Origin of the sequence: Neobacillus sp. PS2-9, from assembly GCF_030915525.1 — a bacterium.
Taxonomy (GTDB): Bacteria; Bacillota; Bacilli; order Bacillales; family Cytobacillaceae; genus Neobacillus.
Window position 1 is genome coordinate 1,035,682 of record NZ_CP133269.1, and the last position, 26,860, is coordinate 1,062,541.

27 protein-coding genes are annotated in these 26,860 nt (G+C 40.0%); 16 read left to right on the forward strand and 11 right to left on the reverse strand.

What is annotated here, in order from left to right; genetic code table 11:
• Window positions 1-80: 80 nt before the first annotated feature.
• The gene (locus RCG25_RS04995; protein ID WP_308082584.1) at window positions 81-788 is read right to left on the reverse strand and encodes a DNA alkylation repair protein; all 708 of its coding nucleotides are present in this window, start codon (window positions 786-788) and stop codon (window positions 81-83) included.
• A 154-nt stretch (window positions 789-942) separates the two neighbouring features.
• Here RCG25_RS04995 and RCG25_RS05000 point away from each other — a divergent pair, with 154 nt between their 5' ends.
• Window positions 943-1,917 carry a cation diffusion facilitator family transporter gene (locus RCG25_RS05000; protein ID WP_308082585.1) on the forward strand — a complete coding sequence of 325 codons (975 nt, stop codon included), beginning with the start codon at window positions 943-945 and terminating at the stop codon, window positions 1,915-1,917.
• Between the two features lie 42 nt (window positions 1,918-1,959).
• Here RCG25_RS05000 and RCG25_RS05005 read toward each other — a convergent pair whose 3' ends face one another.
• A complete protein-coding gene (locus RCG25_RS05005; RefSeq protein ID WP_308082586.1) occupies window positions 1,960-2,472 on the reverse strand; it encodes an acyl-CoA thioesterase in 513 nt (170 codons plus the stop codon).
• A 123-nt stretch (window positions 2,473-2,595) separates the two neighbouring features.
• The gene (locus tag RCG25_RS05010; RefSeq protein ID WP_308082587.1) at window positions 2,596-2,799 is read right to left on the reverse strand and encodes a spore germination protein; all 204 of its coding nucleotides are present in this window, start codon (window positions 2,797-2,799) and stop codon (window positions 2,596-2,598) included.
• A 144-nt stretch (window positions 2,800-2,943) separates the two neighbouring features.
• Between RCG25_RS05010 and nadE the strand changes: the two genes are divergently transcribed.
• From nadE to RCG25_RS05050, 8 genes are all read left to right on the forward strand, one after another.
• Window positions 2,944-3,765 (forward strand): NAD(+) synthase, encoded by an 822-nt coding sequence (gene nadE / locus RCG25_RS05015; RefSeq protein ID WP_308082588.1) that lies wholly within the window; start codon window positions 2,944-2,946, stop codon window positions 3,763-3,765.
• A 136-nt stretch (window positions 3,766-3,901) separates the two neighbouring features.
• Complete coding sequence (locus RCG25_RS05020) at window positions 3,902-4,738, forward strand: membrane-associated sensor domain-containing protein (RefSeq protein ID WP_308082589.1); 837 nt, start codon at window positions 3,902-3,904, stop codon at window positions 4,736-4,738.
• A 304-nt stretch (window positions 4,739-5,042) separates the two neighbouring features.
• Entirely contained in the window at window positions 5,043-6,464 is a 1,422-nt protein-coding gene (locus RCG25_RS05025) for an amino acid permease (protein ID WP_308082590.1), read from the forward strand.
• A 154-nt stretch (window positions 6,465-6,618) separates the two neighbouring features.
• On the forward strand, window positions 6,619-7,452 hold the full coding sequence (locus RCG25_RS05030; RefSeq protein ID WP_308082591.1) for an amino acid ABC transporter substrate-binding protein: 834 nt from the start codon (window positions 6,619-6,621) through the stop codon (window positions 7,450-7,452).
• Entirely contained in the window at window positions 7,439-8,137 is a 699-nt protein-coding gene (locus RCG25_RS05035) for an amino acid ABC transporter permease (protein WP_308084099.1), read from the forward strand. Before RCG25_RS05030 ends, RCG25_RS05035 begins: the two co-directional genes overlap by 14 nt.
• Before the next feature lie 33 nt (window positions 8,138-8,170).
• Complete coding sequence (locus RCG25_RS05040; RefSeq protein ID WP_308082592.1) at window positions 8,171-8,905, forward strand: amino acid ABC transporter ATP-binding protein; 735 nt, start codon at window positions 8,171-8,173, stop codon at window positions 8,903-8,905.
• Window positions 8,906-9,219: 314 nt separating this feature from the next.
• Window positions 9,220-9,771: an NfeD family protein gene (locus RCG25_RS05045; protein ID WP_308082593.1), complete on the forward strand. Its 552-nt coding sequence runs from the start codon at window positions 9,220-9,222 to the stop codon at window positions 9,769-9,771.
• Window positions 9,772-9,786: 15 nt separating this feature from the next.
• Window positions 9,787-11,307 carry a flotillin lipid rafts scaffold protein FloT gene (locus tag RCG25_RS05050; protein WP_308082594.1) on the forward strand — a complete coding sequence of 507 codons (1,521 nt, stop codon included), beginning with the start codon at window positions 9,787-9,789 and terminating at the stop codon, window positions 11,305-11,307.
• A 43-nt stretch (window positions 11,308-11,350) separates the two neighbouring features.
• On the opposite strand, the gene RCG25_RS05055 is transcribed toward RCG25_RS05050, so the two are convergent.
• Entirely contained in the window at window positions 11,351-12,712 is a 1,362-nt protein-coding gene (locus RCG25_RS05055; RefSeq protein ID WP_308082595.1) for a sensor histidine kinase, read from the reverse strand.
• 173 nt (window positions 12,713-12,885) lie between these two features.
• Between RCG25_RS05055 and RCG25_RS05060 the strand changes: the two genes are divergently transcribed.
• On the forward strand, window positions 12,886-13,596 hold the full coding sequence (locus RCG25_RS05060) for a response regulator transcription factor (protein ID WP_308082596.1): 711 nt from the start codon (window positions 12,886-12,888) through the stop codon (window positions 13,594-13,596).
• On the forward strand, window positions 13,574-14,947 hold the full coding sequence (locus RCG25_RS05065; protein WP_308082597.1) for a HAMP domain-containing sensor histidine kinase: 1,374 nt from the start codon (window positions 13,574-13,576) through the stop codon (window positions 14,945-14,947). Before RCG25_RS05060 ends, RCG25_RS05065 begins: the two co-directional genes overlap by 23 nt.
• A gap of 191 nt (window positions 14,948-15,138) precedes the next feature.
• On the opposite strand, the gene RCG25_RS05070 is transcribed toward RCG25_RS05065, so the two are convergent.
• From RCG25_RS05070 to RCG25_RS05090, 5 genes are all read right to left on the reverse strand, one after another.
• Complete coding sequence (locus RCG25_RS05070; RefSeq protein ID WP_308082598.1) at window positions 15,139-15,897, reverse strand: (S)-benzoin forming benzil reductase; 759 nt, start codon at window positions 15,895-15,897, stop codon at window positions 15,139-15,141.
• Window positions 15,898-16,021: 124 nt separating this feature from the next.
• A complete protein-coding gene (locus RCG25_RS05075) occupies window positions 16,022-16,765 on the reverse strand; it encodes an ABC transporter ATP-binding protein (protein WP_308082599.1) in 744 nt (247 codons plus the stop codon).
• Window positions 16,762-17,460, reverse strand: coding sequence for an ABC transporter permease (locus RCG25_RS05080; protein ID WP_308082600.1), 699 nt, complete (start codon window positions 17,458-17,460; stop codon window positions 16,762-16,764). The genes RCG25_RS05075 and RCG25_RS05080 overlap by 4 nt, the downstream gene beginning before the upstream one ends.
• Before the next feature lie 68 nt (window positions 17,461-17,528).
• On the reverse strand, window positions 17,529-18,395 hold the full coding sequence (locus RCG25_RS05085) for an ABC transporter substrate-binding protein (protein ID WP_308082601.1): 867 nt from the start codon (window positions 18,393-18,395) through the stop codon (window positions 17,529-17,531).
• Entirely contained in the window at window positions 18,389-19,333 is a 945-nt protein-coding gene (locus tag RCG25_RS05090; RefSeq protein ID WP_308082602.1) for a helix-turn-helix transcriptional regulator, read from the reverse strand. The genes RCG25_RS05085 and RCG25_RS05090 overlap by 7 nt, the downstream gene beginning before the upstream one ends.
• A gap of 243 nt (window positions 19,334-19,576) precedes the next feature.
• Here RCG25_RS05090 and RCG25_RS05095 point away from each other — a divergent pair, with 243 nt between their 5' ends.
• Complete coding sequence (locus tag RCG25_RS05095; RefSeq protein WP_308082603.1) at window positions 19,577-20,239, forward strand: FMN-dependent NADH-azoreductase; 663 nt, start codon at window positions 19,577-19,579, stop codon at window positions 20,237-20,239.
• Between the two features lie 161 nt (window positions 20,240-20,400).
• Here RCG25_RS05095 and RCG25_RS05100 read toward each other — a convergent pair whose 3' ends face one another.
• On the reverse strand, window positions 20,401-21,183 hold the full coding sequence (locus RCG25_RS05100) for an undecaprenyl-diphosphate phosphatase (RefSeq protein WP_308082604.1): 783 nt from the start codon (window positions 21,181-21,183) through the stop codon (window positions 20,401-20,403).
• A gap of 203 nt (window positions 21,184-21,386) precedes the next feature.
• Here RCG25_RS05100 and RCG25_RS05105 point away from each other — a divergent pair, with 203 nt between their 5' ends.
• Both RCG25_RS05105 and RCG25_RS05110 read left to right on the forward strand, forming a co-directional pair.
• The gene (locus RCG25_RS05105; RefSeq protein WP_308082605.1) at window positions 21,387-22,148 is read left to right on the forward strand and encodes a DUF4931 domain-containing protein; all 762 of its coding nucleotides are present in this window, start codon (window positions 21,387-21,389) and stop codon (window positions 22,146-22,148) included.
• A gap of 187 nt (window positions 22,149-22,335) precedes the next feature.
• Window positions 22,336-23,505, forward strand: a complete 1,170-nt coding sequence (locus tag RCG25_RS05110; RefSeq protein ID WP_308082606.1) for an FtsW/RodA/SpoVE family cell cycle protein — start codon at window positions 22,336-22,338, stop codon at window positions 23,503-23,505.
• Window positions 23,506-23,566: 61 nt separating this feature from the next.
• Here RCG25_RS05110 and RCG25_RS05115 read toward each other — a convergent pair whose 3' ends face one another.
• On the reverse strand, window positions 23,567-24,535 hold the full coding sequence (locus tag RCG25_RS05115; RefSeq protein ID WP_308082607.1) for an ABC transporter substrate-binding protein: 969 nt from the start codon (window positions 24,533-24,535) through the stop codon (window positions 23,567-23,569).
• A 246-nt stretch (window positions 24,536-24,781) separates the two neighbouring features.
• On the opposite strand from RCG25_RS05115, the gene RCG25_RS05120 reads away from it, so the two are divergent.
• Window positions 24,782-25,786 carry a FecCD family ABC transporter permease gene (locus RCG25_RS05120; protein WP_308082608.1) on the forward strand — a complete coding sequence of 335 codons (1,005 nt, stop codon included), beginning with the start codon at window positions 24,782-24,784 and terminating at the stop codon, window positions 25,784-25,786.
• A complete protein-coding gene (locus RCG25_RS05125) occupies window positions 25,783-26,838 on the forward strand; it encodes a FecCD family ABC transporter permease (RefSeq protein WP_308082610.1) in 1,056 nt (351 codons plus the stop codon). Before RCG25_RS05120 ends, RCG25_RS05125 begins: the two co-directional genes overlap by 4 nt.
• Window positions 26,839-26,860: the final 22 nt, after the last annotated feature.

A 26,860-nucleotide genomic window follows, 5' to 3' on the forward strand; every position in this document is an offset into this window, starting at 1 on the left:
TTACAGGCTTAACCAAGGAAAAGTAAAAGTAAAACGTGTCAACATCGACTTTTACTTGTTTTTTTAAATTCCCATCCCACTTAACAGATACAAGTCTTCCTCTTGACCCCAATTTTACCACGCTGCTCAATCTTTTTAATATAATCGGTAGCAAGCGGTACCTTACAGGCAGTGTTTCCAACATCGACATGCACTTTACCAATAACTCCGGCAACCCGGATCGCTTCTTCGTAAAGCTCAACAACATAAGCTCCAACACATATAACAAAATTATTCATCACATAGCGGACCCGATTTTTTTCTAAATGGATCGAAGTTTCAACCTGTTTCAAGAGCGTGCGTATTTCCTCCAGGTCCAGCTTTTCATCAGGTGTAATCGATAAATAATTAGAATATGTACTCCACCCGGCAACGGCAGTCATCTCTACTTCTGATTTCATCCATTCCTTTGCCAGTTCCATGGCGTAATTACTTTCTGCCGCCACGCTCGCCACCGTATATTCCGCGAGCATATACCAGTTGGCATTCTTCACCCACTCCTGAAGCGTTTCTTTTTCCATGAGCTTTGGATTTACAGAAAGTCCTGCTAAATACATAGCGTCATGATTACCTGTGTTGTAAAGTGCCAACGCTAATTCCTGATCCTTTTTCACGTATTTTACAAGCTTTTTTAAATCTCCGACTTTCACACCGAAGAATGCTCCCTTAGCACCATGATTCATAAATGTTTTCTTAGTTTGTTCGGACCCCAGTTCCTCGAGCTTATGCATGATTTCATCTAATTTCATCTAGCGACCTCAACTTCTTGTCATTTTTCTCCATAATAACATCAATTTTAATAAATTTACTTTTCTTGAAAGGTCCAACAAGTTATTTATCATGAAATATGTTATTTTTGAAAATAGTAAGTGTACATACTTTAGTAAAAGAAAAGAGGATACGATGGGAGAAATATTTCAATTATTAAAGCGTGGAAATAAGTCAGCCATGCTCGCAGCTATTATTAATTCGGTCATTTCAATTATTAAAGGTGTAGCCTTTATGTATACTGGCAATGTCGCGATGTTTGCTGAAACGATGCACAGTTTAGGGGATGCTGCCAATCAGTTCTTTGTTTTTATCGGCTCCGCTTTAAGTAAAAAGGCACCGACAGAAAAATATCCAAATGGATTTGGCCGTTTAGTCAATCTTGTCCTTTTAGGGGCTGTCCTAATCGTTGGAATCATGGCCTTTGAAACAATAAAAGAAGGCTATCACCATGTGGTACATCCAACCGAGTCTGGTGGTTTCGCCATTAATATTATCGTGCTTGCAGTTGCAACGCTTTTGGAAACGTTTGTCCTGTTTAAGGCGATGAAGGAAATATTGCATGATATTGAGGTGGAAGCAAGCGGTCTAAGTGTGTTTGGTAAAAGCTTTGCTAATTTGAGTAGAGCGAAGCCTGCCACAAAGCTTGTATTCATGGAGGATTTGGTTGCAACGTTGGGCGGTTTGTTAGCGATAATTGCGGTTGTAATTTCTCATTACACCGATTTGCACCAACTAGAGGGAATCGCTTCTATGATCATCGGGGCGATGATGTTTTTCGTGGTGGGTAAGGTGTTTTTAGATAATGCTGCAGGTGTCATAGGACAAGCAGATGAAGAGATGGAGAATAAAATAGGAGCACTTGTTATGGCTGACCCTGATGTAAAGGATATTCAAGGGATTACGGTCATCAAAGAGGGAGAAGACCTTCACGTTGAATTGGAAATTGAAGTGGACCCGAAATTAACGGTGGCAGCTGCCGATGATATTAAGGACCGTTTAGAAGAAAAAATCATGGCTGAAAAAGGCGTCGTGGATGTAACAATCGAGATTGATGAGGAAGATGGAGTCATGACCTGGAAGAGCAAGAGTGAATTAAATCCGGAGTAGGGTTCCTAATAAAAAAGGTTCGCGAAAATTTCGCGAACTTTTTTATTCCCAAGGCTTCTTGGTTGTAAAAACCCCGGCCAGTTCCTTACTGCTCTTTCGATGTTCTTTCCGCTTTTCCGCCCGATCTTTCCCCGTTTCAAATAGCTTCTTCTCTTCCTCTGTCTCAGGAATAATAGAAGGGACCTTAGTTGGCTTACCATTGTCATCTAACGCAACAAACGTTAAAAAGGCGGTGGCTGCAATTTTTCTATCACCTGACATCAGATTTTCGGCGATAACTTTGACGAAAATTTCCATTGACGAGGTTCCTGTATAGGAAACAAACGTTTCAATGCAAACGGAATCCTTCGGCGTAATTGGACTGAGGAAATCAACCGAATCAATCGACGCCGTTACGCATTCAGCCCGGGAATGTCTAACCGCTGAAATCGAAGCAATCATATCAATATCACTGATTAACTTACCGCCAAATAACGTATTATGGTTGTTGACATCATTAGGGAAAATTCTACTCGTTCTTACTACTCTAGATTCATTACAAGTCTTTGCTTCCATTATTATCACTCCACACTTCTTTTGCACCCCTACAACATACTTAGTAGATGGCCATGGGCATATTTTTTGTTAGTATGGCCACGATAGTAATAGATTATAAACCTTATGCCCTTCAATGTGGAATTATTTGTTTACTTCAAAATCCTTGCTTACACTTTGAAATACATGTTTGGATATAATCGTGCAGTGGTCACCAAAGTTAATCGTACAGCCAACTTGTTTACTATTTGCCGTATTACTGTCTTGAACTGTTGGCCCAACATTAATATTTGCATTATTATTGATAGAATTTACTTTGAAATAGTCGATATTTATTGAAAACGACATGCTCATCACCGTCCTATTTTTATTTTATTTTTAAAAATGAAAGATGATTGTCCTCATACCTAGAACAAGCAGTTAAATAATAAGCGAATGAAACGTAGTTGTGGTACATTACATATATCAATATCTGGTCAGGAGGTACAATCAATGGATTTACAGGCACAAATTATGAAGGATTTACATGTTACTCCGAACATTGAACCAAAAGAGGAGATTCGTAAGAGAATCGACTTTTTGAAAAATTACCTGCTACAAACCAAGGCTAAGGGATATGTACTAGGGATTAGCGGTGGTCAAGATTCCACACTCGCAGGAAGATTGGCACAGTTGGCAGTGGAAGAATTGCGAAGTGAAGGAAAAGATGCTTTGTTTATTGCTGTTCGTCTTCCATATGGCTTGCAAAAAGATGAGGAGGATGCACAGCGTTCATTAGCCTTTATCCGTGCAGACCGTGAGCATGTTTTTAATATAAAAACAGCCGTGGACGAGGTTCAAAATGAGTATAATGCTAGCATTGATGGTGAGCCGTTACGTGATTACCATAAAGGAAATGTAAAAGCGAGAATGAGAATGATTGCCCAATATGCAATCGGTGGTATGGAGGGGCTGCTTGTTATTGGGACCGATCATGCAGCAGAAGCAGTGACTGGTTTTTATACAAAATATGGAGACGGCGGGGCGGACATCCTGCCATTGACTGGATTAAGTAAACGCCAAGGGAAGGCCTTGCTAAAGGAACTTGGTGCAGATGAGCGTCTCTATTTAAAAGTTCCAACGGCAGACCTCCTCGATCAAAAACCTGGTCAGGCAGATGAAACGGAATTAGGGATAACATATGATGAACTGGATGATTATCTAGAAGGAAAACCTGTCTCCAAAGAAGTGGCTGAAAAAGTGGAGAAACGATATCTCATGACGGAGCACAAGCGTCAGATGCCCGCTACTATGTTTGACGACTGGTGGAAATAAACCAAAAGAGAGGCTGCATATCCGGCAGTCTCTTTTTTTTGTAAAATTCATAAAACAGCTACAAGTATGACCGTCATTTGTAGTCAACTGCTTTTATAATAAAGTAAAACAAGATGTCAAAGGAGGTGTAACTGGTGTGAAAATAACGGAAGGGAGATTTCTAATCTTTTCGGTTTTGGCCATCGTTTTACTAATGATGATTCATGTGTTTCAAGCGCAAATTGCTGTCTTTTATAACCCCGCGAACTACGTTGGCTTTCATACGCTTTTAGAGAGCTTTAGCATCGCTGCTTCTGCAGCTATACTTTTGTATGGATTGAAAAGCTTTGAGAAGAATCAGTCCAGTCGGATGCTCCTCTTATCTTTTACATTCTTAATAGTAGGGACACTTGACCTGCTCCACACCTTATCCTTTAAAGGGATGCCTTATTTTTTTACTGAAAGCTCTGTCGCGAAAGCCACCTGGTTTTGGGTTTGTGCACGAACTTTTCAGTCATTATTCATTTTAGCTACCCTATTCATTCCTGAGCGAAAATTATCAAGGGATTACCGCCCGCTAACTTTACTAGCTGGAATAATTGTTGCACTAATGATCGGCTTCTTGATTATTTATTATGAAAAAAACTTGCCTATCCTTATGGTAGAAGGTAAAGGAACAACCCTTTTGAAAAATGGAATTGAATATGGGATTAGTTTTATTCTTTTTGTCACTTTAATTAGGACATTGTATCAATATCATCTAGAAAAAAGTGAAGCGACACTTTCGCTTGCTTTAGCATTTGTTTATTTACTGTTAACAGAGCTAGTTTTTACCATCTATCAAAGTGTATTTGATCTGGATAATTTTTTGGGCCATATTTTTAAAACACTTGGTTTCTATTTCATCTTAAAGAGTTTTTATTTTTCAAATCGGAAGATCGCTGAAGAGGAAGAAAAGAATGAAGAAGAGCCGAAAATGAGGAGATGGATATAATGGCGAAAACTATCCTAATTTCCATTAACCTCATATTTGATTAACAACATATTGAAGATATAATGGGAACTGTTCTATAGAGCAAATTCAAGTAGTAATGTGATCACGACGTTTGATTACTTACTATTTTTTTTGGTGTTTTTAACATGTTAACACTTTACTAAGATAAAATTTTCTGTTGACATAAATTCTGATTCATCCTATATTAGAAACCGTTGATTATTAATATTTATACAATGAATTGTCGACTTCAAAAATTATTGCACAATAAAAATATACATTTCATCGGAGAGGTGTTCACAGCATGGGGAAAGTAAATAAGTTAGGTTTTTGGGTGCTAACCGCACTGGTTGTTGGTAACATGGTTGGTTCGGGTATTTTTATGCTTCCACGTTCTTTATCAGAATCAGCAAGTCCTGCCGGCGTTATTGCTGCTTGGCTTGTAACTGGACTTGGTGTATTAATGACTGCGCTCGTGTTCGGAAACTTGGCGGTACGAAAACCTAAATTACAAGGCGGACCGCAAATTTATGCAAAAGACTTGTTTAAACAAGGTTCACATGCATCTACTTTATCAGGGTTTATGTCTACTTGGGGTTATTGGATCGGGAACTTAGCAGGGAACGTAGCCATGATTACTACCTTCGCTGGTTATTTATCTACCTTTTTCCCGATTTTAACAAGCCAGGCTGACTGGTTCACTATTGGTAACTTTACACTTAAGGTGGGGAATGGTTTAACCTTTATCGTTTGTTCCGTTCTATTATGGGGTACGCATACAATTATCCTCCGCGGGATGGAAAGTGCTGGTAAATTAAACTTTTTAGCTACTGCTGCTAAGGTTGCTGGATTTATCTTATTTATTATCGTTGGTTTGTTTGCTTTTGAAAAAAGTAATATGCTTCCATTCATGGCAGAAAGACTCGATGACGCTGGTCACTCGATTAGTATGATGAAGCAAATTAACAACGCAGCAGTTAATACCTTATGGGCATTTATTGGTGTGGAATCAGCAGTCGTTTTTGCCTCACGTGCGAGAAAACAGACAGACGTCAAACGTGCGACAATACTTGGATTATTTATTGCGCTTGGAATATACGTCGGAATCAGTACATTAGTGATGGGGATGTTAGACCAAAACACACTTATTCACTCGGATAAGCCATTAATTGATGCGATTTCTACTGTACTAGGACCAATTGGTGGGAAAGTGTTAGCATCAGTGGGACTAATCAGCTTATTTGGATCAACGATTGGTTGGTTAATGTTAAGTGCAGAGGTTCCGTATCAAGCAGCAAAACAGGGATTGTTCCTTCCAGCTTTCTTAAAAGAAAATAAAAAAGGCATACCAGTCTTTTCAATGATTGTTTCAAACGGTTTAGGTCAATTGTTCATTTTCTCTACGATTTCAAAATCAATCTCAGGTGCATTTGATTTTGTTATTGTCATTGCCACTTTATCGTATTTAGTTCCATACTTTATCTCGTCTGTCTATCAACTGAAATTAGTTGTTACAGGAGATACCTATAATGGGGATAAATCCAGAATCACAGATGGAATCATCGCTCTGCTTTCAACCATTTATTCGGTTTGGGTCATCATCGCAGGAACGGCGGATATTAAAACCTTTACCTACGGAATGATTCTTTTAGCAAGTGGAATCTTATTCTACGGACCAATGTTGAAAAAGAAAAGGGCGAATAAGGCCCAACAAAAGGCCGCATAAAAAAGCCTATCAGGGATTCTCTGATAGGTTTTTTTTTATTGAAAGGGGCAAAATAATTTTGATTCCAAACAATTTATTTCTTTTGACAGATAGGAATGGATGTAATATGATAATTAAATCCTATAAAAACTATCAGAATTAGGGGGTTTTAAAATTGAAAAAGTTAACTGTACTATTTGCACTTTTATTAAGCTTCATGTTTGTACTATCAGCATGTGGTAAAGACGAGAATGCTGATAAAGATAAAAAGGATTCAGATAAAAAGACAGCTGAAAAAGCTGATGGGGACTTATTGAAAAAAATAAAAGCTGATGGAACGATTACTATTGGTACTGAGGGTACATATCCACCATTTACCTTTCATGATACAAGTGGAAACTTAACTGGATTTGATGTGGAGCTTGCACAAGAAGTCGCTAAGCGTCTGGGTGTTAAGGCTGAATTCAAAGAAACACAGTGGGATGCGATGTTCGCCGGACTGGATGCCAAGCGTTTTGATATGATTGCAAACCAGGTAGGAATTCGTCCTGACCGTCAGGAAAAGTATGATTTCTCTGATCCGTACATTACGTCATCTGCTGTATTAATTGTAAGCAAGGACAATGATAAGGTAAAAGCCTTTGAAGACATTAAAGGATTAAACTCTGCCCAGTCCTTGACAAGTAACTATGCAGATATGGCGAAAAAACTGGGAGCTAATATCGTTGGTGTAGAAGGCTTCCAACAAGCGGTTGAACTGCTTGCTCAAAAACGTGTCGATGTAACTATCAATGATAAACTAACATTCTTAGACTTTAAAAAGAGTAAGCCAGATGCACCGGTTAAGGTCGCTGCTACTAGTGATGATGCTTCAACTAGCGGATTTATGTTTAGAAAGAAAAGCGGCTCGCTTGTGGATGAAGTGAATAAGGCATTAAAAGATATCGTCGATGATGGTACGTATAAAAAAATCTCAGAGAAATGGTTTGGTGAAGATGTACTTAAATAGTATTTTTACTGACCCAGAAAGAGCACAAAAGTTATTTGAGATAGCAAAAAATTCCCTCCAGCCGATGCTGGAGGGAGCTATTTTAAATACGATACCGTTGACTATTGTTAGCTTTATTTGCGGTATAATCTTGGCTGTGCTGACAGCGTTAGCTAGGATTTCTCATGTAAGGGTATTGCAAATTATTGCTAGAGTCTATGTTTCAGCGATTCGAGGAACACCGTTGTTAGTGCAATTATTTATTATTTTTTACGGGCTTCCTAATCTTGGTGTTACCCTTGATCCTTTTATTTCTGCGGTCATTGGATTTTCACTTAGTGTAGGGGCATATGCATCAGAAATCATCCGTGCAGCTATTCTTTCTATTCCGAAAGGACAGTGGGAAGCGGGATATTCCATTGGTATGTCTTATACGCAAGCATTAAGAAGAATTATTCTTCCACAGGCAGCCAAAGTTTCCATTCCGCCCTTATCGAATACCTTTATCAGTCTTGTAAAAGATACATCACTTGCTTCACTTGTGCTTGTAACTGAGATGTTTCGCCGGGCTCAGGAGATTGCTTCAACCAATTATGAATTTTTATTGGTCTATTCCGAAGCGGCACTCCTCTATTGGGTCATTTGCTTTTTCCTATCCGTCCTTCAAGGTTTTATGGAAAGAAGACTGGACCGATATGGAGCATAGCATGGGGATTAACGGAAAAAAGGGAGTTTTACGATGATTTCAATTAATGGTCTATATAAACAGTTCGGTCAATTAGAAGTGTTAAAGGGAATTGACCTTGAGGTGGAGAAGGGAAAAGTGGTGGTTGTCATCGGGCCGTCCGGTTCCGGAAAGACGACTATGCTTCGCTGCTTGAATGTGCTGGAAACTCCTACAAAAGGTATTATTTCCATCGAAGGTCAGAGTCTTGATTTTTCAAAAGCAGTTGCGAAAAAAAATATTTCTACGTTCCGGCGATTAACCGGAATGGTGTTTCAAAATTATAATCTTTTCCCACATAAAACGGCCCTTGAGAACGTGATGGAAGGACCAGTGGTGGTAAAGGGTGAAAGTAAAGAGGCTGCTCGAAAAAAAGCCCTGTCACTATTAGAGAAGGTAGGACTTGGGGATAAGGTGGACTATTACCCTGCACAGCTTTCAGGCGGCCAGCAGCAGCGTGTTGGGATTGCCAGGGCGCTTGCAATGGAGCCTGAGGTGATGCTGTTTGATGAACCGACATCGGCGCTTGACCCTGAGCTTGTCGGTGAAGTTTTAAAAGTTATGAAGGATCTTGCCGCAGAAGGCATGACGATGATTGTAGTCACCCACGAAATGCGCTTTGCCCGTGAAGCGGCGGATGAGGTCATTTTTATGGACCAAGGTGTAGTGGTCGAAAGAGACAAGCCAGAGGTCATCTTCACCCAGCCAAAAGAAGAACGAACCAGGAAGTTTTTGAATATGATTCAGTAAGGTGCTGTAGCTCGGGGAGCTATGGCACTTTTTTGTTGTTGATATTTCTAGTATTTGGAAAAATAGCCATTACCCTTTGAAAATGAGCCAATCTCCCACAAAAATGAGCCAATCCACCCAAAATATAAGCCAATGTTTCCCAAAAATGAGCCAATCGCAAAATTGGCAGTAAAATTGTTCATAATATCTCCTTATCCTACTGTAGGATACTCAGTTTCAATGTTGAATTTATAATTATTAGGTAAATATTTGAAGAAAAATGAAACTTTTTCCACATTCAAACGTAAATATGGTACCTACATAAGAAGGGACTGATGCCTTTGGAACCTTTTAGCATTCCTTTAGAGACGATTTATTTGTATGGCTTAATCATTTCGGGTGTATTAACTGTTGTGTATGTCTTGTTTGCGGATGTGTTTCATTTCCACGGAGCAGGCGATGGGGGACTTCATTTTCTCAATCCTGTCTTGATCTTTGCCTTTATCACGATCTTATCAGCAAGCGGTTATTTGTTTGAAAAGCTATCATCTCTACATTATTTACTGATTTTGGGAATATCTGCAGTTGCCGCTTTTATGATCGTCACCTTATTAAATGTATTTGTACTCGTACCTTTATCCTCTGCGGAGGAGTCTCTGGTCTACAAAGATTCAGATTTAAGGGGACGAATAGGGACCGTGATCACACCTATCCCTGTGGATGGCTTTGGGGAAGTAATGATTGATAGCACAAGTGGAAGAATTGCCAAACCGGCATCAAGCTTTGATGGAGAGCAAATCCCGAATGGCACAACTGTACTTGTCGTGCAGGTGAAAAATGGGGTACTTGAAGTCACTGTTCATCAAGAATTAGAGAGTTTTATTTAGAGGGGGTTTTAAGAGATGGAATTTAGCATTATCTGGGTTATTATCGGTATTGTCGCACTTATTCTTATTGCTTTAATTGGCGTGTTTATCACAAAGTATAGAACAGCTGGACCTGACGAGGCACTTATCATAACAGGTAGCTTCCTCGGTAACGGGAGTGTACATGTCGACGAATCAGGAAACAAAATCAAGATTATCCGCGGCGGAGGTAGCTTTATTTTACCAGTATTCCAACAAGCAAAGCCGATTAGCTTGCTTTCTAGTAAACTCGAGGTAACCACTCCAGAGGTCTATACAGAGCAAGGTGTGCCGGTTATGGCTGATGGTGTCGCAATTATTAAAATTGGCGGTTCTATTAGTGAAATCGCAACGGCTGCTGAACAGTTTCTTGGCAAGCCGAAGGAAGATCGTGAAAACGAAGCAAGGGAAGTTCTTGAAGGTCATTTACGGTCGATTCTTGGCTCTATGACAGTGGAAGAAATTTATAAAAACCGCGATAAGTTTTCGCAGGAGGTCCAAAGGGTAGCATCACAGGATCTAGCGAAAATGGGGTTAGTCATTGTCTCGTTCACTATTAAAGATGTTCGTGATAAAAATGGCTACCTTGACTCACTTGGTAAGCCGCGTATTGCGCAAGTAAAAAGGGATGCCGATATTGCTACGGCCGAGGCAGAGAAAGAAACACGGATTAAAAAAGCGGAAGCCGCTAAGGAAGCAAAACGCAGTGAACTAGAGCGCGCAACTGAAATCGCTGAAGCAGAGAAAACGAATCAGCTGAAAGTTGCTGATTTCCGCCGTGAGCAAGATATAGCCAAAGCCCGTGCCGACCAAGCGTATGATCTTGAAAGTGCACGTTCGAAGCAAGAGGTAATGGAGCAAGAAATGCAAATCAAGATCATCGAAAGACAAAAGCAAATCGAACTAGAAGAAAAAGAAATTCAGCGCCGTGAGCGCCAATATGATTCTGAAGTGAAGAAAAAGGCCGATGCAGACCGTTACTCTGTTGAGCAATCAGCAGCAGCGGATAAAGCGAAGCAAATGGCGGAAGCAGAAGCAAATAAATACCGGATCGAAGCAATGGCAAAGGCGGAAGCAGAACGAATCCGCCTCGACGGTTTGGCGAAAGCGGAAGCACAAAAGGCCCAGGGTTCAACCGAGGCAGAAATTATCCGCTTAAAAGGTTTGGCAGAAGCAGAAGCGAAAGTAAAAATCGCCGAAGCGTTCGAGCAATTCGGGCAAGCAGCGATCTTGGATATGGTTATTAAAATGCTTCCTGAATATGCAAAGCAAGTGGCTGCTCCATTATCTAATATCGATAAAATTACGGTCGTGGATACGGGCGGTGGCTCAGGTGAAAATGGCGGTGCCAATAAAATCACCAGCTACGCAACGAATCTAATGGCGAGCCTTCAGGAATCCTTAAAGGCATCAAGCGGCATCGATGTAAAAGAGTTGATTGAGAATTACTCAGGTAAAGGTAATGTGAGAAAAAGCATTGAGGAATTAACAGACGAAGTGAAAAAGAAGACCGAATAAATAACAAAACTCCTTATCGAATACTGCGATAAGGAGTTTTTAATTATAGGATTATGTCAAAAGTCGTACCTTCATTTGGGCTGCTTGTTACCTCCACTGTTCCACCATGGGCCTCAATCAATTGTTTTACAATAGCTAGTCCAAGCCCCGAGCCGCCAAGTGCCCGGGTTCTTGATTTATCCACACGATAGAAGCGTTCAAAGATGCGAGGTAAATCCTCTACAGGTATACCTTTTCCTTCATCTTGTACTCGTATATGAATTTTTCCACTAATCTGTTTCGCCCCAAGTCTAATTTTGGTATGAGGCTCAGAATATTTCCGCGCATTATCCAGCAGATTTAGAATGACCTGTTCAAATCGGATCGGATCAATCGATAAATACAGATCATCCGGGCAATCAAGAAAAAGGTTCATATGATGTTCTTTCAGTGCTGGAGAAACTTTTTCAATGATTCCTTGGAAATAAGGACGTAAGTGAACCTCTTCTTTTTCAATAGAGAACGTATTTTCATCCATTTTAGCCAAATTAAATAGTTCCTTCACCAGGTTGGATAACTTCAGTGACTCTTCATGGATGATGTCTAAATAGTGTTTCCGATCCTGTTCATTCGTTTCCTTACGTCGGGCAATATCTGCATAGCCCTTAATATAAGTTAACGGCGTTCGCAGCTCGTGTGAGATACTTGCCAGGAATTCATTTCGTTCATTCTTTAAAATTTCTAGATCACTCGCTAAGACTTTAATGGATTCTCCCAGTTCCCCTATTTCGTCCTTCCCCAACTTTGGCAAAGAGACGCTGAGGTCACCTTTACTGATTCGTTTGGTCACCTCACTCATTTGAATAAGCGGATGTGTGACCACTCGGGTTAAAAACACAATGATAATCATCATAAAGAGAAGGGATAGCAGTCCGGCAAGTAGAAAATGCTGGTTAAGTCCGGAGATTAAGTCTTTAATTTTTTGTGTATTTTGGAACATGTATACATAGCCATTAATCTGTTGATCAATGACAACAGGACTAATTGAAGCAATATACGTCGCATTTTTCCAATTGTCTTCTAAAATCAGTCCTTCATGTGGTATCTTCTTCGGTGTATTACGGAGAATTTGCTTCATTTCATCTGTCACTTTATTGGACGACATATAAATGGATCCATCTGGTTTCGTAAGGATTACCTGTGTATCTGTCTGGGCTTCCATCATAGCAATATGTCTATTTGTCTCATCATGAAATGAAGCCTCTAATACTTCCCGATGGTTATTTCCCCTGGTCTGGAGCGCAGACAGCTCCTCATGCACGCGGGAATGAATAATATTATTATGCAAAAAGAACATCGAAATCGTTTCTAGTAGAAAAATGGCTAAGAAGAAAAGCAAGCCTATTTTAAATGATATTTTATTCATTCTATTCAGCACCTCACTCTCCTAAGAATACTACAACAATAGAGTAAAAGTAGTCTCAAGTTGTAGCCAATTTTTAAAAATTGAAGATGTTTTGACTAAGTTGTAGCGAATTTGTGAAGTTACAAAAATCACAGACCCAAGATGATATAGTAAAGATATGGGGAGTGATTATAATGAAAATATTATTGGTGGATGATGAACGTAGAATTATAGAAGTTCTCGAGGCCTACTTAGAGAGAGAAGGCTATGAAATTCACAGTGCTGATAATGGAATAGATGCTTTAAAGAAGGCAAAAAGCATAAACCCTGACTTAATTATATTAGACCTTATGCTGCCCGATATTTCTGGGGAAGAGGTTTGCCGGCTCGTACGGAAAGAATCAGATGTTCCCATTCTGATGCTTACGGCCAAATCGGCAGAGGATGACCGAATCAACGGAATTGTTATGGGTGCAGATGACTACTTAACGAAGCCATTTAGTCCTCGGGAAGTGGTTGTACGCGTTCAGGCCATTTTAAGGCGTGTCAAAAAGACGGAGAAAGTACAACTCCTTGAATTCAACGAAAAAAAATTAGTGGTAGACATTATAAAGAAAGAAGTCAAAGTAAACGGAGAATATGTGACATTAACACCAATCGAATACAAGCTATTAACGAATATGGCGGAAAATCCAGGTCGTGTATACAGTCGAATGGACTTATTAGAGAAAATTCAGGACGAGGGCATGTATTATGAAGGCTATGAACGCAGTGTGGATACACATATTAAAAACCTCCGGAAAAAAATAGAGCAAGATACACGACAGCCGGATTTCATCGTTACTGTTTTTGGGATGGGCTATAAATTTGGAGGGGTACTAGATGCTGCAAACACTCCGGTCTAAAATCCTTTTTTATTTAGTTTTGATTTCTATGATCGGAATCTTAATCGTCAGCTTTTTTATTCAATATGGATTTGAAGAGAGCTTTAATAGTTATTTAGACCACAACAGAGAAAAGAAAATTGATCGAATTATCACGGAAATTGAGAAGGATTATAGGAAGAATGGACATTTTACCAGTGATCCTGTGTATGGTCTGTTGCACGAGCATGCAATGACTGATCAGCTTTATTTTCAATTATATGATCGCTTTGGACAACTGCAGATGGATTCTTCTAACATTAGGAGCATGCTGAATAGCTTCGGTTTGACTGAACCAGCACCGGATGGGGAGGAGTGGCATTCCAAGTCCTACACACTGAAGGTGAATAATACCATCATTGGGAAATTGGTGGCCATTTATCCTAAAGGCTTAATTGATGATGAATATACGTTTATCCAATCTATCCAACTCTATATTTACGCAGCGGTATGTTTAACGATTGTTCTAGCCATCGTATTCAGCATGCTTTTTTCAAAAAAGCTGACATCTGGTTTAAAGAAGTTATCTTTTGCTGCAAATGAACTTCAGCAGCATAATTTGGATATTCGCATTCCATTGTCAGGTCTGCCTACAGAAGTGAAGCAAATTGCCATCTCATTCAATAACCTTGCAGAATCCCTGGCAAGGGAAGAAATGCTTCGGAAGCAGTTTACCGGTGACCTGGCCCATGAATTAAGGACACCCCTGGCGACTTTAAGAAGTCAAATTGAAGCCTTTCAGGATGGGATTTGGGAGCCAACACCACAGCGTTTACAGGTAAGTCACGAAGAGCTGATGCGGTTAGTAAGACTAGTGAATGAACTAGAAAAATTACTAGCTGCTGAAAATCCGCAAATTAGGCTGGAAAAAATAGAATTAGAGGCTGGTAGTGTATTAGAGGCATTGTACGAAATGTTTATGCCTATTTTTAAGGAAAAAGGTGTTCATCTTCACATCGAGGAACCGAAACAGGAGGAATTGTTTGAGGCGGACAAAGACAAGCTCATGCAAATCCTTTCAAACATACTTAATAATGCATTGAAATATACACCAGAAGGGAAGAATGTCACCCTTTCCGTCCAAACGGATAAGGAAGGCTATGTTGGCTTCAAAATTCAAGATGAAGGCTCAGGTATGGCCGAAGATGATATCCCGCATATATTCGAACGGTTCTATCGCGGTGACAAATCACGAGACCGCAAAACAGGCGGGGTCGGCATTGGTCTCTCTATTGTGAAGGCCTTAATGGATGCACACAAAGGGTTAATCAAAGTAAAAAGTAAACTAAACAAAGGAACCAGCATCACCTTATGGTTTCCACAGGAAGATTAGAAAAGCGGAAGCGCCTTGGTCAGCCCCGACAGGCAAATGTTTTTCGGCAAGAAAAGTCGTTCTTTTGACTTTTATTGCCGAAGGTTATTTGACCCGAGGGGCTAGGCGCTGGAGCTAGACAATTCTCGAAGTCGAATTTTATACTTTTTTATAATGAAAAGAGGCCTTTGCTAGATGCAAGGCCTCATTGCTTACTTTAATAGTTCATTAATATTGTACACTTTTCCACTTTCAACATTCCCGCTTAACAGTAAGTCTACTAATGCATTGGCCACGGTGTCTGCCTGTAAGAGAGTATTTTTCTCCTTAAATTCCTTGAAGCGTTCCAAATCTTTAAACGCTTCTTTTGAGGAAGAGCGAATGGTAGTCTGCATGTTAGTATCCATGACCCCTGGACTGAAGGCAATGATTTTGTTGTTCGTCTTCAGTTCAGTTTGTTCGAGTGCTACTGTCTGTGTAAACATATTAATGCCCGCTTTAGAACTGCAGTACACACTCCAGCCTTCGATTGAACGAACGGCTGCCCCGGAGGTTACATTGATGACCTGTACTGCCGTATTTGTGACCTGCGCTTTATTAAAAAAGAGATTAGTTGTAATGATCGGTGCAATTAAATTAACTTGGATATTACGGATAATCGGCGTTTGATCTAAATTTCCGACTGTCTGAATCGGTTCGATAACGCCTGCGTTGTTAAAAAGAAGAATCTCTTTAGGATTCTTTTCAAAAATCCAGTGGGCAATCTCCATAAATACTTCCTGTACTTCTTTTTCCAAAGAGAGATTGCAGGCATAGTGCTGATAAAATAGCCCTTTTTCGGCAGCCAATTGTTTAATTTCCTCGTTTTCTGTTCTAGAAACAGAAACGACGGCAATTTGTTCTTGAATGAGGCGTTTCGCAATCGCTTCACCTAGCCCCTTTGATGCACCGGTTATTATTGCATATTTCATGGAATGAACTCCCCCTTAAAATCTCAGATTAATATGTATCTGTAAAAAGTTAACTTCTACCATATTTTATTCCTCTCGTCGTTTTTAATCAAACAAAAACGGCAGCTCTAGAGGGAGATGCCGTTTAACGTGCGACTGGAAAGAATTTTTTCCATTCATTTAGGAAAGGGGAGGTGGCTGCATTCGGCTGATCTAACACCCGGGAAGTTGGCCCCGTTTGCTTCACTTCTCCATTGACAATAATGGCGAGCTGGTTTGTGAGATAATGAATCTCCATCAAATCATGGCTGACAAACACAGCCGTCGTGTTCGCTTCCTCAATAATTCGCTTGAAATCTTCCATTAGCTTAATCTTAGTCGGGAAATCTAAAGCAGAAAAAGGCTCATCTAGAAACAGAATTTCTGGTTCCACAATCATTGCTCGTGCCAAATTGACCCTTTGTGCCTCACCACCGGATAAGTACAAGGCATTTTTCTTCGCTAGATGAGTGATGCCGAATACCTCCATCCAATGAGCCACTTTCTCCTTTATGATGCTTTTTGGAACCTTTCGTAAGGTTAACCCAATAGCAATGTTTTGAAAAACAGTTCCATCTAGAAGTAAGGTCTGTTGAAGAGCAATCGAGAATTTCCGTCGTAACTCTAGAGGGACATTTCCTTTTGGGATGGACTGTCCACGATAAAGTATATCACCCCTTGTTTGGCTTTCAAGAAAAGCAAGCACCTTCAGCAGTGTACTTTTTCCTGCACCATTCGGCCCCATGATGCCAAGAAACTCTCCCTCATGAATATGGAAATCCGGAATCGTGAGAATTGTTCGATCATGCGCGTTAAAAGTGATATTCTTCAACTCAATTAGTGGGCTCATGAAAATCGCTTCCTTTGCTGTAAAAAGGTTAAGATGGCTGTGATTAATAGGGCTACGGTCAATAGGATAAACGAAAGGGCGAGGGCAATATCGAAATTACCTTTTGATACTTCCATCACAATCGTAGTAGTTAAAATTCGTGTGTCCCCTTGGATATTACCACCAACCATCATGGCGGCACCCACCTCAGCAATGACCCGCCCAAACCCAGCCATTACCGCAGCTAGAATCGCAATTTTAGATTGTTTGATGAGGATGACTAACGTTTGCCATTTCGTTGCTCCGAGCGCTTTGATTTGCAGAAGCATTTTATCATTAATTTGCTGAAAAGCAGAACAGGTTAAGCTTGTAATTATGGGCAAGGAGACTAACACTTGTGCCATGACAATGGCTGTGGGTGAATACAGCAGAGACCAATCACCTAACGGGCCAGAGCGCCATAAAAACAAGGTAATCCAAAGTCCTGCAACAACAGGGGGGAGCCCCATTCCCATATTAATGAATAATAGAAATAATTTGCGGCCTCTAAATCTAGTTAATCCAAGTAGAATACCCAGGGGAAGACCAAGTAAGGTGCTAAAAAGGATGGAAATTAAACAAACCTTTAGAGTCAGCCATGTAATTTGAAAAATCTCTGGGTCTCCAGAGAGGATCATCTCTATTGCTTTTTTAAGTCCATCTATTAATAGTTCCATACATAGCTGCCCTCCAGGTTAAAAACAGGGCAGGAAGAATCAAAGAGACCTTCCTGCCGCTGGTAAATCTATTCAGTATATTTATAGAACAATGATTGGCCATAGTCTTTCTTGCCGAAGTTTTCGATCACATCTTGTGTTTTAGGATCTACCATAAATTCTACAAATTTTTCGGCATCTTTGCTATTAATTTTATCATGCTTTTCAGGATTTACTTGCATGACATGATAAATGTTCATTAAATCCTTGCCGCCTTCAACAACAATTTTAAGAGTGTCTAAGTTTTTCTCTTGGGCAAGCCAAGTAGCACGGTCTGTTAGCACATAGCCTTTTTTCTCTGCCGCCACCTGTAATGTTTGACCCATACCTTGACCTGTTGAAACATACCAGTCACCTGCAGGCTTCATGTTCGCTAAAGTCCAGATGCCAAGTTCTTTTTTGTTTGTACCAGAGTCGTCCCCACGGGAAATAAAAGTAGCTTTCGCCTCTGCCAGCTTCTTGAACGCAGCAGTAACGTCATCACCGCTGACACCCGCTGGATTCTCTTTTGGACCAACTAAAATGAAGTCATTATACATTACGCGCTTATAGTTAATAGCATCACCAGCATCAACCACTGCTTTTTCAGCTGCTGGAGCATGTACTAGAAGGGCATCTGCTTCTCCTTTTGTTCCCATCTCTAATGCTTGTCCAGTACCAACCGCAATGGTTTTTACTTTTACATTATTTTGCTTTTCAAACATAGGAATAAGGACATCTAATAAACCACTGTCCTGTGTACTTGTTGTTGTAGCAAGAATCATTTCAGTTGGTGCTGCCTTAGGTTCTACCTTCTTCTCTTTCGCAGCTGCATCATTGGTTTCGGATTTTCCGCAGGCGGAAAGGACTAAAAGCATAAAAGCAAATAAAACAGCAACATAGCGATTTTTTAACATGTGGTTTCCTCCGGTAAAGTAGTTTGATAGATTACTTTTCCTAAATCAACGATAGAATAACCTTCTAATTCAGTTAAACTATTTTTAAACTCAGGAGATTGTAGATATTGGATGATCTCTTTCAGGCTTTGTTTGTTCTCATCTGTGAAACGGAACACAAGATCAAAATGTTCTTGCGCAACGGGAATGAAATCTAGTCCTAAATGGCTAGCAGCGGACTGAATCCCAAAGGCCACATCTGCGACCCCTCTGCTTATATAAGAAGCTGCAGAAAGATGATTCCATTCTTCATTTTCGTAACCGTTAATTTTACTAGGATTAATCCCATAGCTTGATAGCTTAGAGTCAAGTAAGAATCTTGTCCCTGCTCCCTTTTGACGGTTGATAAATTGGACATCTTTTCTTACAAGGTCAGGGAAATCAAGAATACTTTTTGGATTGCCCTTTGCAACGATAAAGCCTTGCTGTCTTGCAGCCAATCGAAGGACCAGGATGGATTCATAGACAAAAAGCTGATGAATAAATGGCAGGTTATATTCTTGTGATGTCGGATCTAATAGATGAATGGCAGCGATATCGCATTGACCGCGGTATAGCATCATGAGCCCTTCTAGACTCCCTATGTAAGATGGCTGAATTTGTAGATTTAATGCAGTGCCAGCCTGTTTAGCAAAATGTTCGACAAGAAAATCGTGACTTCCGGATAGTCGAATAGAGAGGGGCTGATTATTGAACGTGTTTGATAGTCCAGCATGACTTTTCTTTGCCGGAGCTTTCGTATTCTCTTTGTACCTTTCCAGCTCGGCGTGCTCAATTCTCATTTTGTTACCAATCTTAAATGCCTGCAACTCACCTCTTTTAATTAACTCATAAACAGTATGTTTAGAGATTTGAAAGATTTGGGCCACTTCATCGGGAGTATATGCCTTTTCTTCCATGTGTCACCCACCTTTTCCAATTCCAAGTTTACTTTATTAAAAGATTATCATAATAGCTGTGATTTTTGTTAAGTTTTGTTAAGTTTTGTTTGGTTTCGTGTGGAATTGTCACTGTTTGTTCAAAGGGAGCTGTAAATTTCACATAAATATCACAAACTTCACTTTTTGTTCAATGGTGAGCATGGAAGTTTGTTGTAGTATAGTAGTAGAAATATTAATTGTGTGATAAGGGAAGGGATGTACATGTCGAAGCTCTTGTATATTACGGCTAATCCGAAAAACGATATAAAGCTTTCAAAAGGAATGCAGATTGGGGAAGTATTTTTAGAGGAGTTTAAAAAGGAACAGCCGGATGTTGAAATTGAACATATGCACTTATATAGCATGGATATCCCCCAGATTGACATGGATTTACTATATGCACGTGCAAAATTATCCTTTATGGGATATACAAAAGATCAGCTTACAGAAGAAGAGCTGACAAAAATCGAAAAAATGCATGCACTTGCTGAGCGATTTATTGATGCGGACTACTATGTTTTTGTTACTCCAATATGGAATCTGGGTGCACCGGCCATTTTAAAATCCTTTATGGATTGTTTATTTATTGCAGGAAAAACGTTTAAATACTCTGAGCATGGTGCAGAGGGTCTTCTTACGGGAAGAAAGGCTATTCACATTCAAACACGTGGAGGCATTTATTCAAGTGGCCGGATGGTGGATTTTGAAATGGGCGACCGTTATTTAAGCAAAGCCCTTGAATTCCTTGGCTTTGAATTGATGGAAACCGTTTTTGCAGAAGGAATGGATCATTTTCCAAAAATAGTCCCGGAAATTATGGCAAAAGCGAAAGCACAGGCTGCGGAGGCTGCTCGAGAAATGGCAAAACAGACTGAAACAGTATAAAAAAAGGCAGTTCGAGTCATCTCGAACTGCCTTTTTTTGAGTTTAATCTATTCTATTTGCGATAAAAGGTGGTTTATTTGCGATAATCCACCTTTTATTTGCGATAATCCATGTTTTATTTGCGAAAACAGACCTTTTATTTGCGAAACCGCTCCACCTGATTAAAACTTCCCTGTAAATTGGAAAAACAAGACGATAATTCCTAGTGCCCATACATAAATAGCAAACGGTTTTAATGAATTCTTTTTCAAATAACCAATCATCCATTTAACAGCAATATAGCCAAAAATGGCAGAAGAGATTATCCCCACGAGCAAAGCAGACAAGGAGATTTCCTCACCAGCGCCGCCCAACAAATCCTTCGTTTGTAGCACAATCGCACCAGCAATAGCAGGGGTTGATAAGAGAAAGGAGAAATAGGCCGCTGTTTCTCGATCTAATTTCCGCCACAGGGCTGCTACTATCGTCATACCCGAACGAGAGATGGCAGGCATAATGGCTACCGCTTGAAAAGTCCCAATAATCAACGCATCTTTATAGCTAATATCGTCCATTTTCTTATAACCATTTTTTGCTGAATCTGCGAGCCACAGGAATAATCCTGTAACGAGAAACTCCCAGCCAATCGTAACGCCTGTCTTGGAAATTTCATCAATGTAATCCTTTAAAGTAAGACCGAAAATAACCGCAGGGATCGTACCGACAATCAACAAAAAGGTTAACTTACTAAAGGGATTTTTGATGATTTTAATAAATTCATCCTTATAAAAAACGAAAACAGCGAGTAAGGTACCGATATGGAGCATGGTATCGAGTAAAAGCCCCGCTTCCTGCAGCCCAAATAAATTTCTTCCTAAATAAAGATGGCCTGTACTGCTAATAGGCAAAAATTCCGTTAAACCTTGGATAATTCCGAGAATAAGTGCTTCCAGTTTTGTTAACATAGGTCCCCTCTCATTTCTACATAATAATAAGCCTGTACATATAAATGATATGCATAGAAAAGCAGCTTCATGAAATCCACCTTTATTTTAGGTTTATTTTACCAATTGGGTCAATGAAATTCTCCGACATTCAAACAAAATAAGTGCAAATGAAGGGTCGACTCCCATAAAATAGAACTATAACGTTCGAGAGGAGAAACACTTTGGAACATACACATCTGCATTTTAATACTTCTATTGGAGTCAAAAAGCCAGAAAATATCCGGAACAAACAACAGGCCTGCCCTTTTTGCGAACGCGACCAACTGACGGACCTTCTAGCGGTGGATGGACCCATCATTCTATTGAAAAATAAATACCCGGTTTTAGAAAATGCATATCAGACCGTCTTAATTGAAACAGACGATTGCCATGCAGAGCTGTCAACTTATTCAAAAGATCATTTGCATCGCTTAATAAAGTTCGGAATCAAGCATTGGCTCGAAATGGAGGAGACTGGTCGCTATCGTTCGGTGATATTCTTCAAAAATCATGGCCCATTATCTGGAGGAACACTTGCCCATCCGCATATGCAAATCGTTGGCTTAAATGATATTGATTATAAAGAAAAAGTTACCCATGAAATGTTTGAGGGGCTTGTGATTGCAGAAGAGGAGGGCACTCGATTTACGCTTTCCTCCAAACCACGTGTGGGATTTTATGAGTTTAATATCGAGATGAATGATTCGAGCTACCAGGAACCATTTTCGGATTATCTGCAAATAGCGGTTCATTATATACTGAATCATTTTCCATTCAAGGCAACGAGCTACAATGTGTTTTTTCATCATATAGATGATAAAATCTACGCCAAGGTTGTCTCCCGTTTCGTCACCACTCCACTCTACATCGGCTATGGCCTTCCACAAGTCCCAAGCAACCTAGAATGGATGACAAACGAAGTAAAGCGGATTTACTTTAAATGATAGGTTAAAGCAAAATCTTTAATTGACACTCTGTTGATTGAAGCGTCTTGAGCGGAAATCAACAGACAAGTTTAATATAGGAAAATAGTATGTAAATAAAACCATTGTCGTTTAGAAGTTGTGATTTGTCCTCTTTAAAAATATAATGGAGGAATGGACAAGTTTTAATATAAGGTGGAGACCTAGTATGACTTCAAATAATAATACAACTTCTAAACTTGATTATAATCTCGTTTTTATACTGATATTACTTTTTCTAGCCAGCTGTTTAGCAATCTATAGCGCCCAGGCAAGCGGTCAATATAAGGAGAACTTCCTATTAAAGCAAATCGTTTGGTACGTCGTTGGTGGGGGAATTATTGCGAGTGTAATGACACTTGACTCGGATCAATTACGAAAGCTAACCTGGTATGCGTATGGATTCGGACTTTTCCTGCTGGCATTCCTGATTGTCGCGCCACCAAGTATTGCACCGGTCATCAACGGAGCAAAAAACTGGTTTAAGGTTCCGGGATTGGGTACCATCCAGCCGTCAGAGTTTGTTAAAATTTTCATTATTTTAGCTCTTTCCCGGACGATTGAGGACCACCATCAGAAAAATCTAATCAAAACGATGCAATCCGATTTTTGGTTGTTAGTGAAGCTTGGAATGGTAACAATGGCACCGTTGATTCTAATCATTAAACAGGACTTAGGAACTTCTCTCGTTTTCCTTGCCATCCTATTAGGTATGATCTTTATTTCGGGAATTTCCTGGAAGCTGCTCACACCGTTGTTTTCAGTCGGTGTCTTGCTTATTGGAACGATTTTTTACTTCGTTCTCTGGAATCCAGAACTACTTGAAAAATATCTTGGAGTAAAACAATACCAGTTCAATCGGATTTATTCCTGGCTTGACCCGTATAGCTATCAAGGCTCAGATGCCTATCAATTGACCAAATCGTTACTTGCGATTGGATCAGGGCAGACTGGGGGAAAAGGAACAGGTAACCGTGAAGTGTATTTACCGGAAAGCCAAACTGATTTCATTTTTAGTGTCGTCGGGGAGGAATATGGCTTCATTGGAGCAAGTGTGTTAATCAGTTTATTTTTCTTATTAATTTATCACATTACCAAGGTTGGAATGGAAACGAAGAATAACTTTTATACGTATATATGTGTAGGTGTCATCAGCATGATTACCTTCCACGTGTTTCAAAATATCGGAATGACTATTGGAGTTCTGCCAATTACCGGTATTCCATTGCCATTCATCAGCTATGGAGGAAGTGCCCTCATGGGGAATATGCTCGGACTGGGTTTAATCTTTTCCATACGCTACCATTATAAAAAATACATGTTTTCAACAACAGCTTAAAACAGAAGAGAGCGGGGTCATGGCAACCCCGCTCTCTTCTATTTTTGTTACATATGAGATGTTATTTCTTAAGGAAGATTTTCTCCACATCATCAAGCATTAGATTTGCAGCTATTACACCACCAGCTGTGTTCCAAATAGCATCGTTTACTTTGTGTACTTCACCTTTTTTTGCTACCTCTAGGTTTTTGAATAATGGATCAGCAAGCCATTCTTTTGCAAGCGTATTGCCTTTTCCATCCCCTGTATCATAAGTGAAATAGAAGAGAATGTCCCCATCCATTGCTGGAATACGCTCTTTCGTTACATTCTTTTCAGCAAAATCATCCACGTTTTGGCTCTCAGGACGAGCAAACCCAAGGTCATTTAAGATCACACCTGAGAAGGTATCTTTATGGTAAATACGAACTTCTCCAGACATAAAACGAACCATAGAAACTTTCATATTCTTTTTGTCGCCAAGTTTTTCCTTGATATCTGCAATTCGGCCATTGTACTTTTCTAAAACTTCATTCCCTTTATCTACTTTATTAACAGCTTTCGCATAAAGAGAATAGTTAGCTTTCCAGTCGCCACGTAAAGTTTCGGCAAAAACAGTCGGAGCAATCGCACTTAATTGCTCATAAATTTTTTCTTGACGCATTTTATTACCGATAATCAAATCAGGCTTCAATGCAGCAATTGCTTCAACGTTAACTTCACTCTCCGTACCCACAACTTTTGTGTCCTTTAACTGACCAGCGATATGCTCATACCAAGGGTCACCCGTCCAAGATTTAACCGCACCAACTGGAGTAACTCCCATAGATAAAAGGGCTTCTGTTCCTTCGTTTGTAAGAATAACTACGCGTTTTGGCGTACTCTTGATAGTGGTTGATCCCATTGCGTGTTCGACAGTATAGCTTTTTTCAGCAGCTGTCTTTGGTGCTTCTTTCTTTTTAGTTGTTTTGTCCTCTGCACCGCCACAAGCTGCTAATAAGAATATAGCCAGGATGGAGAAGATAGATAATAAAGATTTTGTCATTTTCATATGGGTATGTATCCTCCTTGGTAAATGTAAATGATAATCATTTTCAATGACATCTTTATCATAAAATGAACAATTGGAGGATGTCAACGATTTAATTGAAAATGATTTTCAAAATCATTTACGACACTGTAAACAAACTTTAAAAGGTAAATGAAAATGATTTTCATAGTCATTGACAATCATTATCATTTAGAGATAGACTTAAATTAATTACTACTATAAACATGTTAGAAGGGTTTCAATCACATGCTGTTAAAAAGTACACCATTAAAATGGCTGGGGCTAATCACTGCCATTTTGCTAATGCTGTTATTAATGTGTGCCAGTGTCATCTATGGTTATACAGACACTAGCTGGCGGACAGCAATCGAGTCCTATACGAGTTATAATGGGTCAAACGAACATATTATTATTCAAACTGTTAGATTTCCGAGAGCATTAATTGCTTCCGCAGTGGGGGCAAGCCTTGCCATTGCTGGGGTTCTCATGCAAACATTAACCAAAAATCCTTTGGCATCGCCAGGAATCTTTGGGATTAATGCGGGAGCAGGGTTTGCAGTTGTTGTGGCCATTACTTTATTTTCAGTAACAGACCTTCAAGCATTCAACGGTCTCGCATTCTTGGGTGCAGCTGTAGCCGCTGTCAGTGTATATGCCATCGGTTCCTTCGGTCGTGAAGGCTTAACACCGATGAAGCTAACCTTAGCTGGAGCAGCGATGTCAGCCATGTTTTCATCTTTTACACAAGGCTTGCTTGTAGTTGATGAAGCGGCATTGGAGCAGGTATTGTTCTGGCTGGCAGGGTCTGTTCAAGGAAGAAAATTGGAGACCTTGTTTTCTGTCTTACCTTATATTGGTGTTGGCTGGGTAGGAGCCGTGCTTATTTCTGGAAAAATGAATATCTTGTCCATGGGGGAAGATGTGGCTAAGGGGCTGGGGCTAAACACAGGGCTAGTCAAACTAGCCATTGGAGTCATTGTGATCCTACTTGCGGGCGGTTCAGTAGCAGTCGCTGGTCCGATTGGCTTTGTGGGGATTGTTGTTCCTCATATTACAAGATCCATTATTGGAATTGATCATCGTTGGGTGATTCCCTTATCCGGTATTTTGGGAGCCATCCTCTTATTGGCAGCAGATATCGCTGCAAGATATGTCTTAATGCCATCTGAAGTGCCTGTCGGTGTCATGACAGCGGTTATTGGGACTCCATTCTTTATTTTTATTGCAAGAAGGGGGTTCAACGGACGATGAGCAAATATAAAAACTTTCGCTTATTCAATGATAAAATCTCTTTTTTAATCGATAAGAAGGCAGCTACCACTTTTATCATCCTGCTGATTGCAGCCTTCATTGTCTTTGTTATTAGTACAGGGATGGGGGAAATGAAAATTAACCCACTCACGGTGGTACAAGTATTGTTCGGCGGCGGTCCTGAAATGGAAAAGCTTATTATTACCTCCTTTCGATTGCCAAGAATCATTGTTGCCTTAATGGTTGGTATTTCATTAGCGGTGGCCGGTGGTATTTTACAAGGGATGATTCGAAATCCGCTGGCATCGCCTGATGTTCTTGGAATTACTGGTGGCGCGACTGTTGCAGTGGTTGGATTTTTAGCCTTCTTTAGTGATAAAAATAATGCTTTAACAGTCAGTATTGCTTGGCTTCCGTTAGCCGCCTTTTTGGGTGCTGGGATTGTTGCCTTTTTAGTGTACATCCTTGCTTGGAAAAATGGAGTATCGCCTATACGTCTTGTTTTAATCGGGATTGGGATATCCACTTTGATGCAAGCACTAACGACATTGATGATGATTATGGGACCGATCTATCAGGCAAGTCAGGCAAACATATGGATTACAGGTACGGTTTACGGCTCTAACTGGAAAAATGTTGCTACATTGGTTCCTTGGACGATTACGTTCCTCTTAATTGCTTTCTTTGCAGCGAGAACCATTAATATTCAAGAACTAGGCGATGAAGTGGCAACGGGGTTAGGTGGAAAGGTCCAAAAACAACGATTTTTATTATTGATGATTAGCACCGCTTTGATTGGAAGTTCGGTAGCTTTTGCTGGAGGAATTGGTTTCGTTGGCTTGATGGCACCGCATATGGCAAGGCGATTAGTAGGCTCCTCCTTTGGTGCGCTGCTTCCGGCTTCTGCACTTATTGGTGGAATTCTTGTTATGACAGCCGATTTGATTGGAAGAACCATGTTTTCACCTATGGAGGTACCTGCGGGTGTGTTTACAGCCGGTATCGGGGCACCATATTTTATCTACTTACTTTTTAAAACAAGAAATGCATAATGGAAGACAAACGTTAACGAAG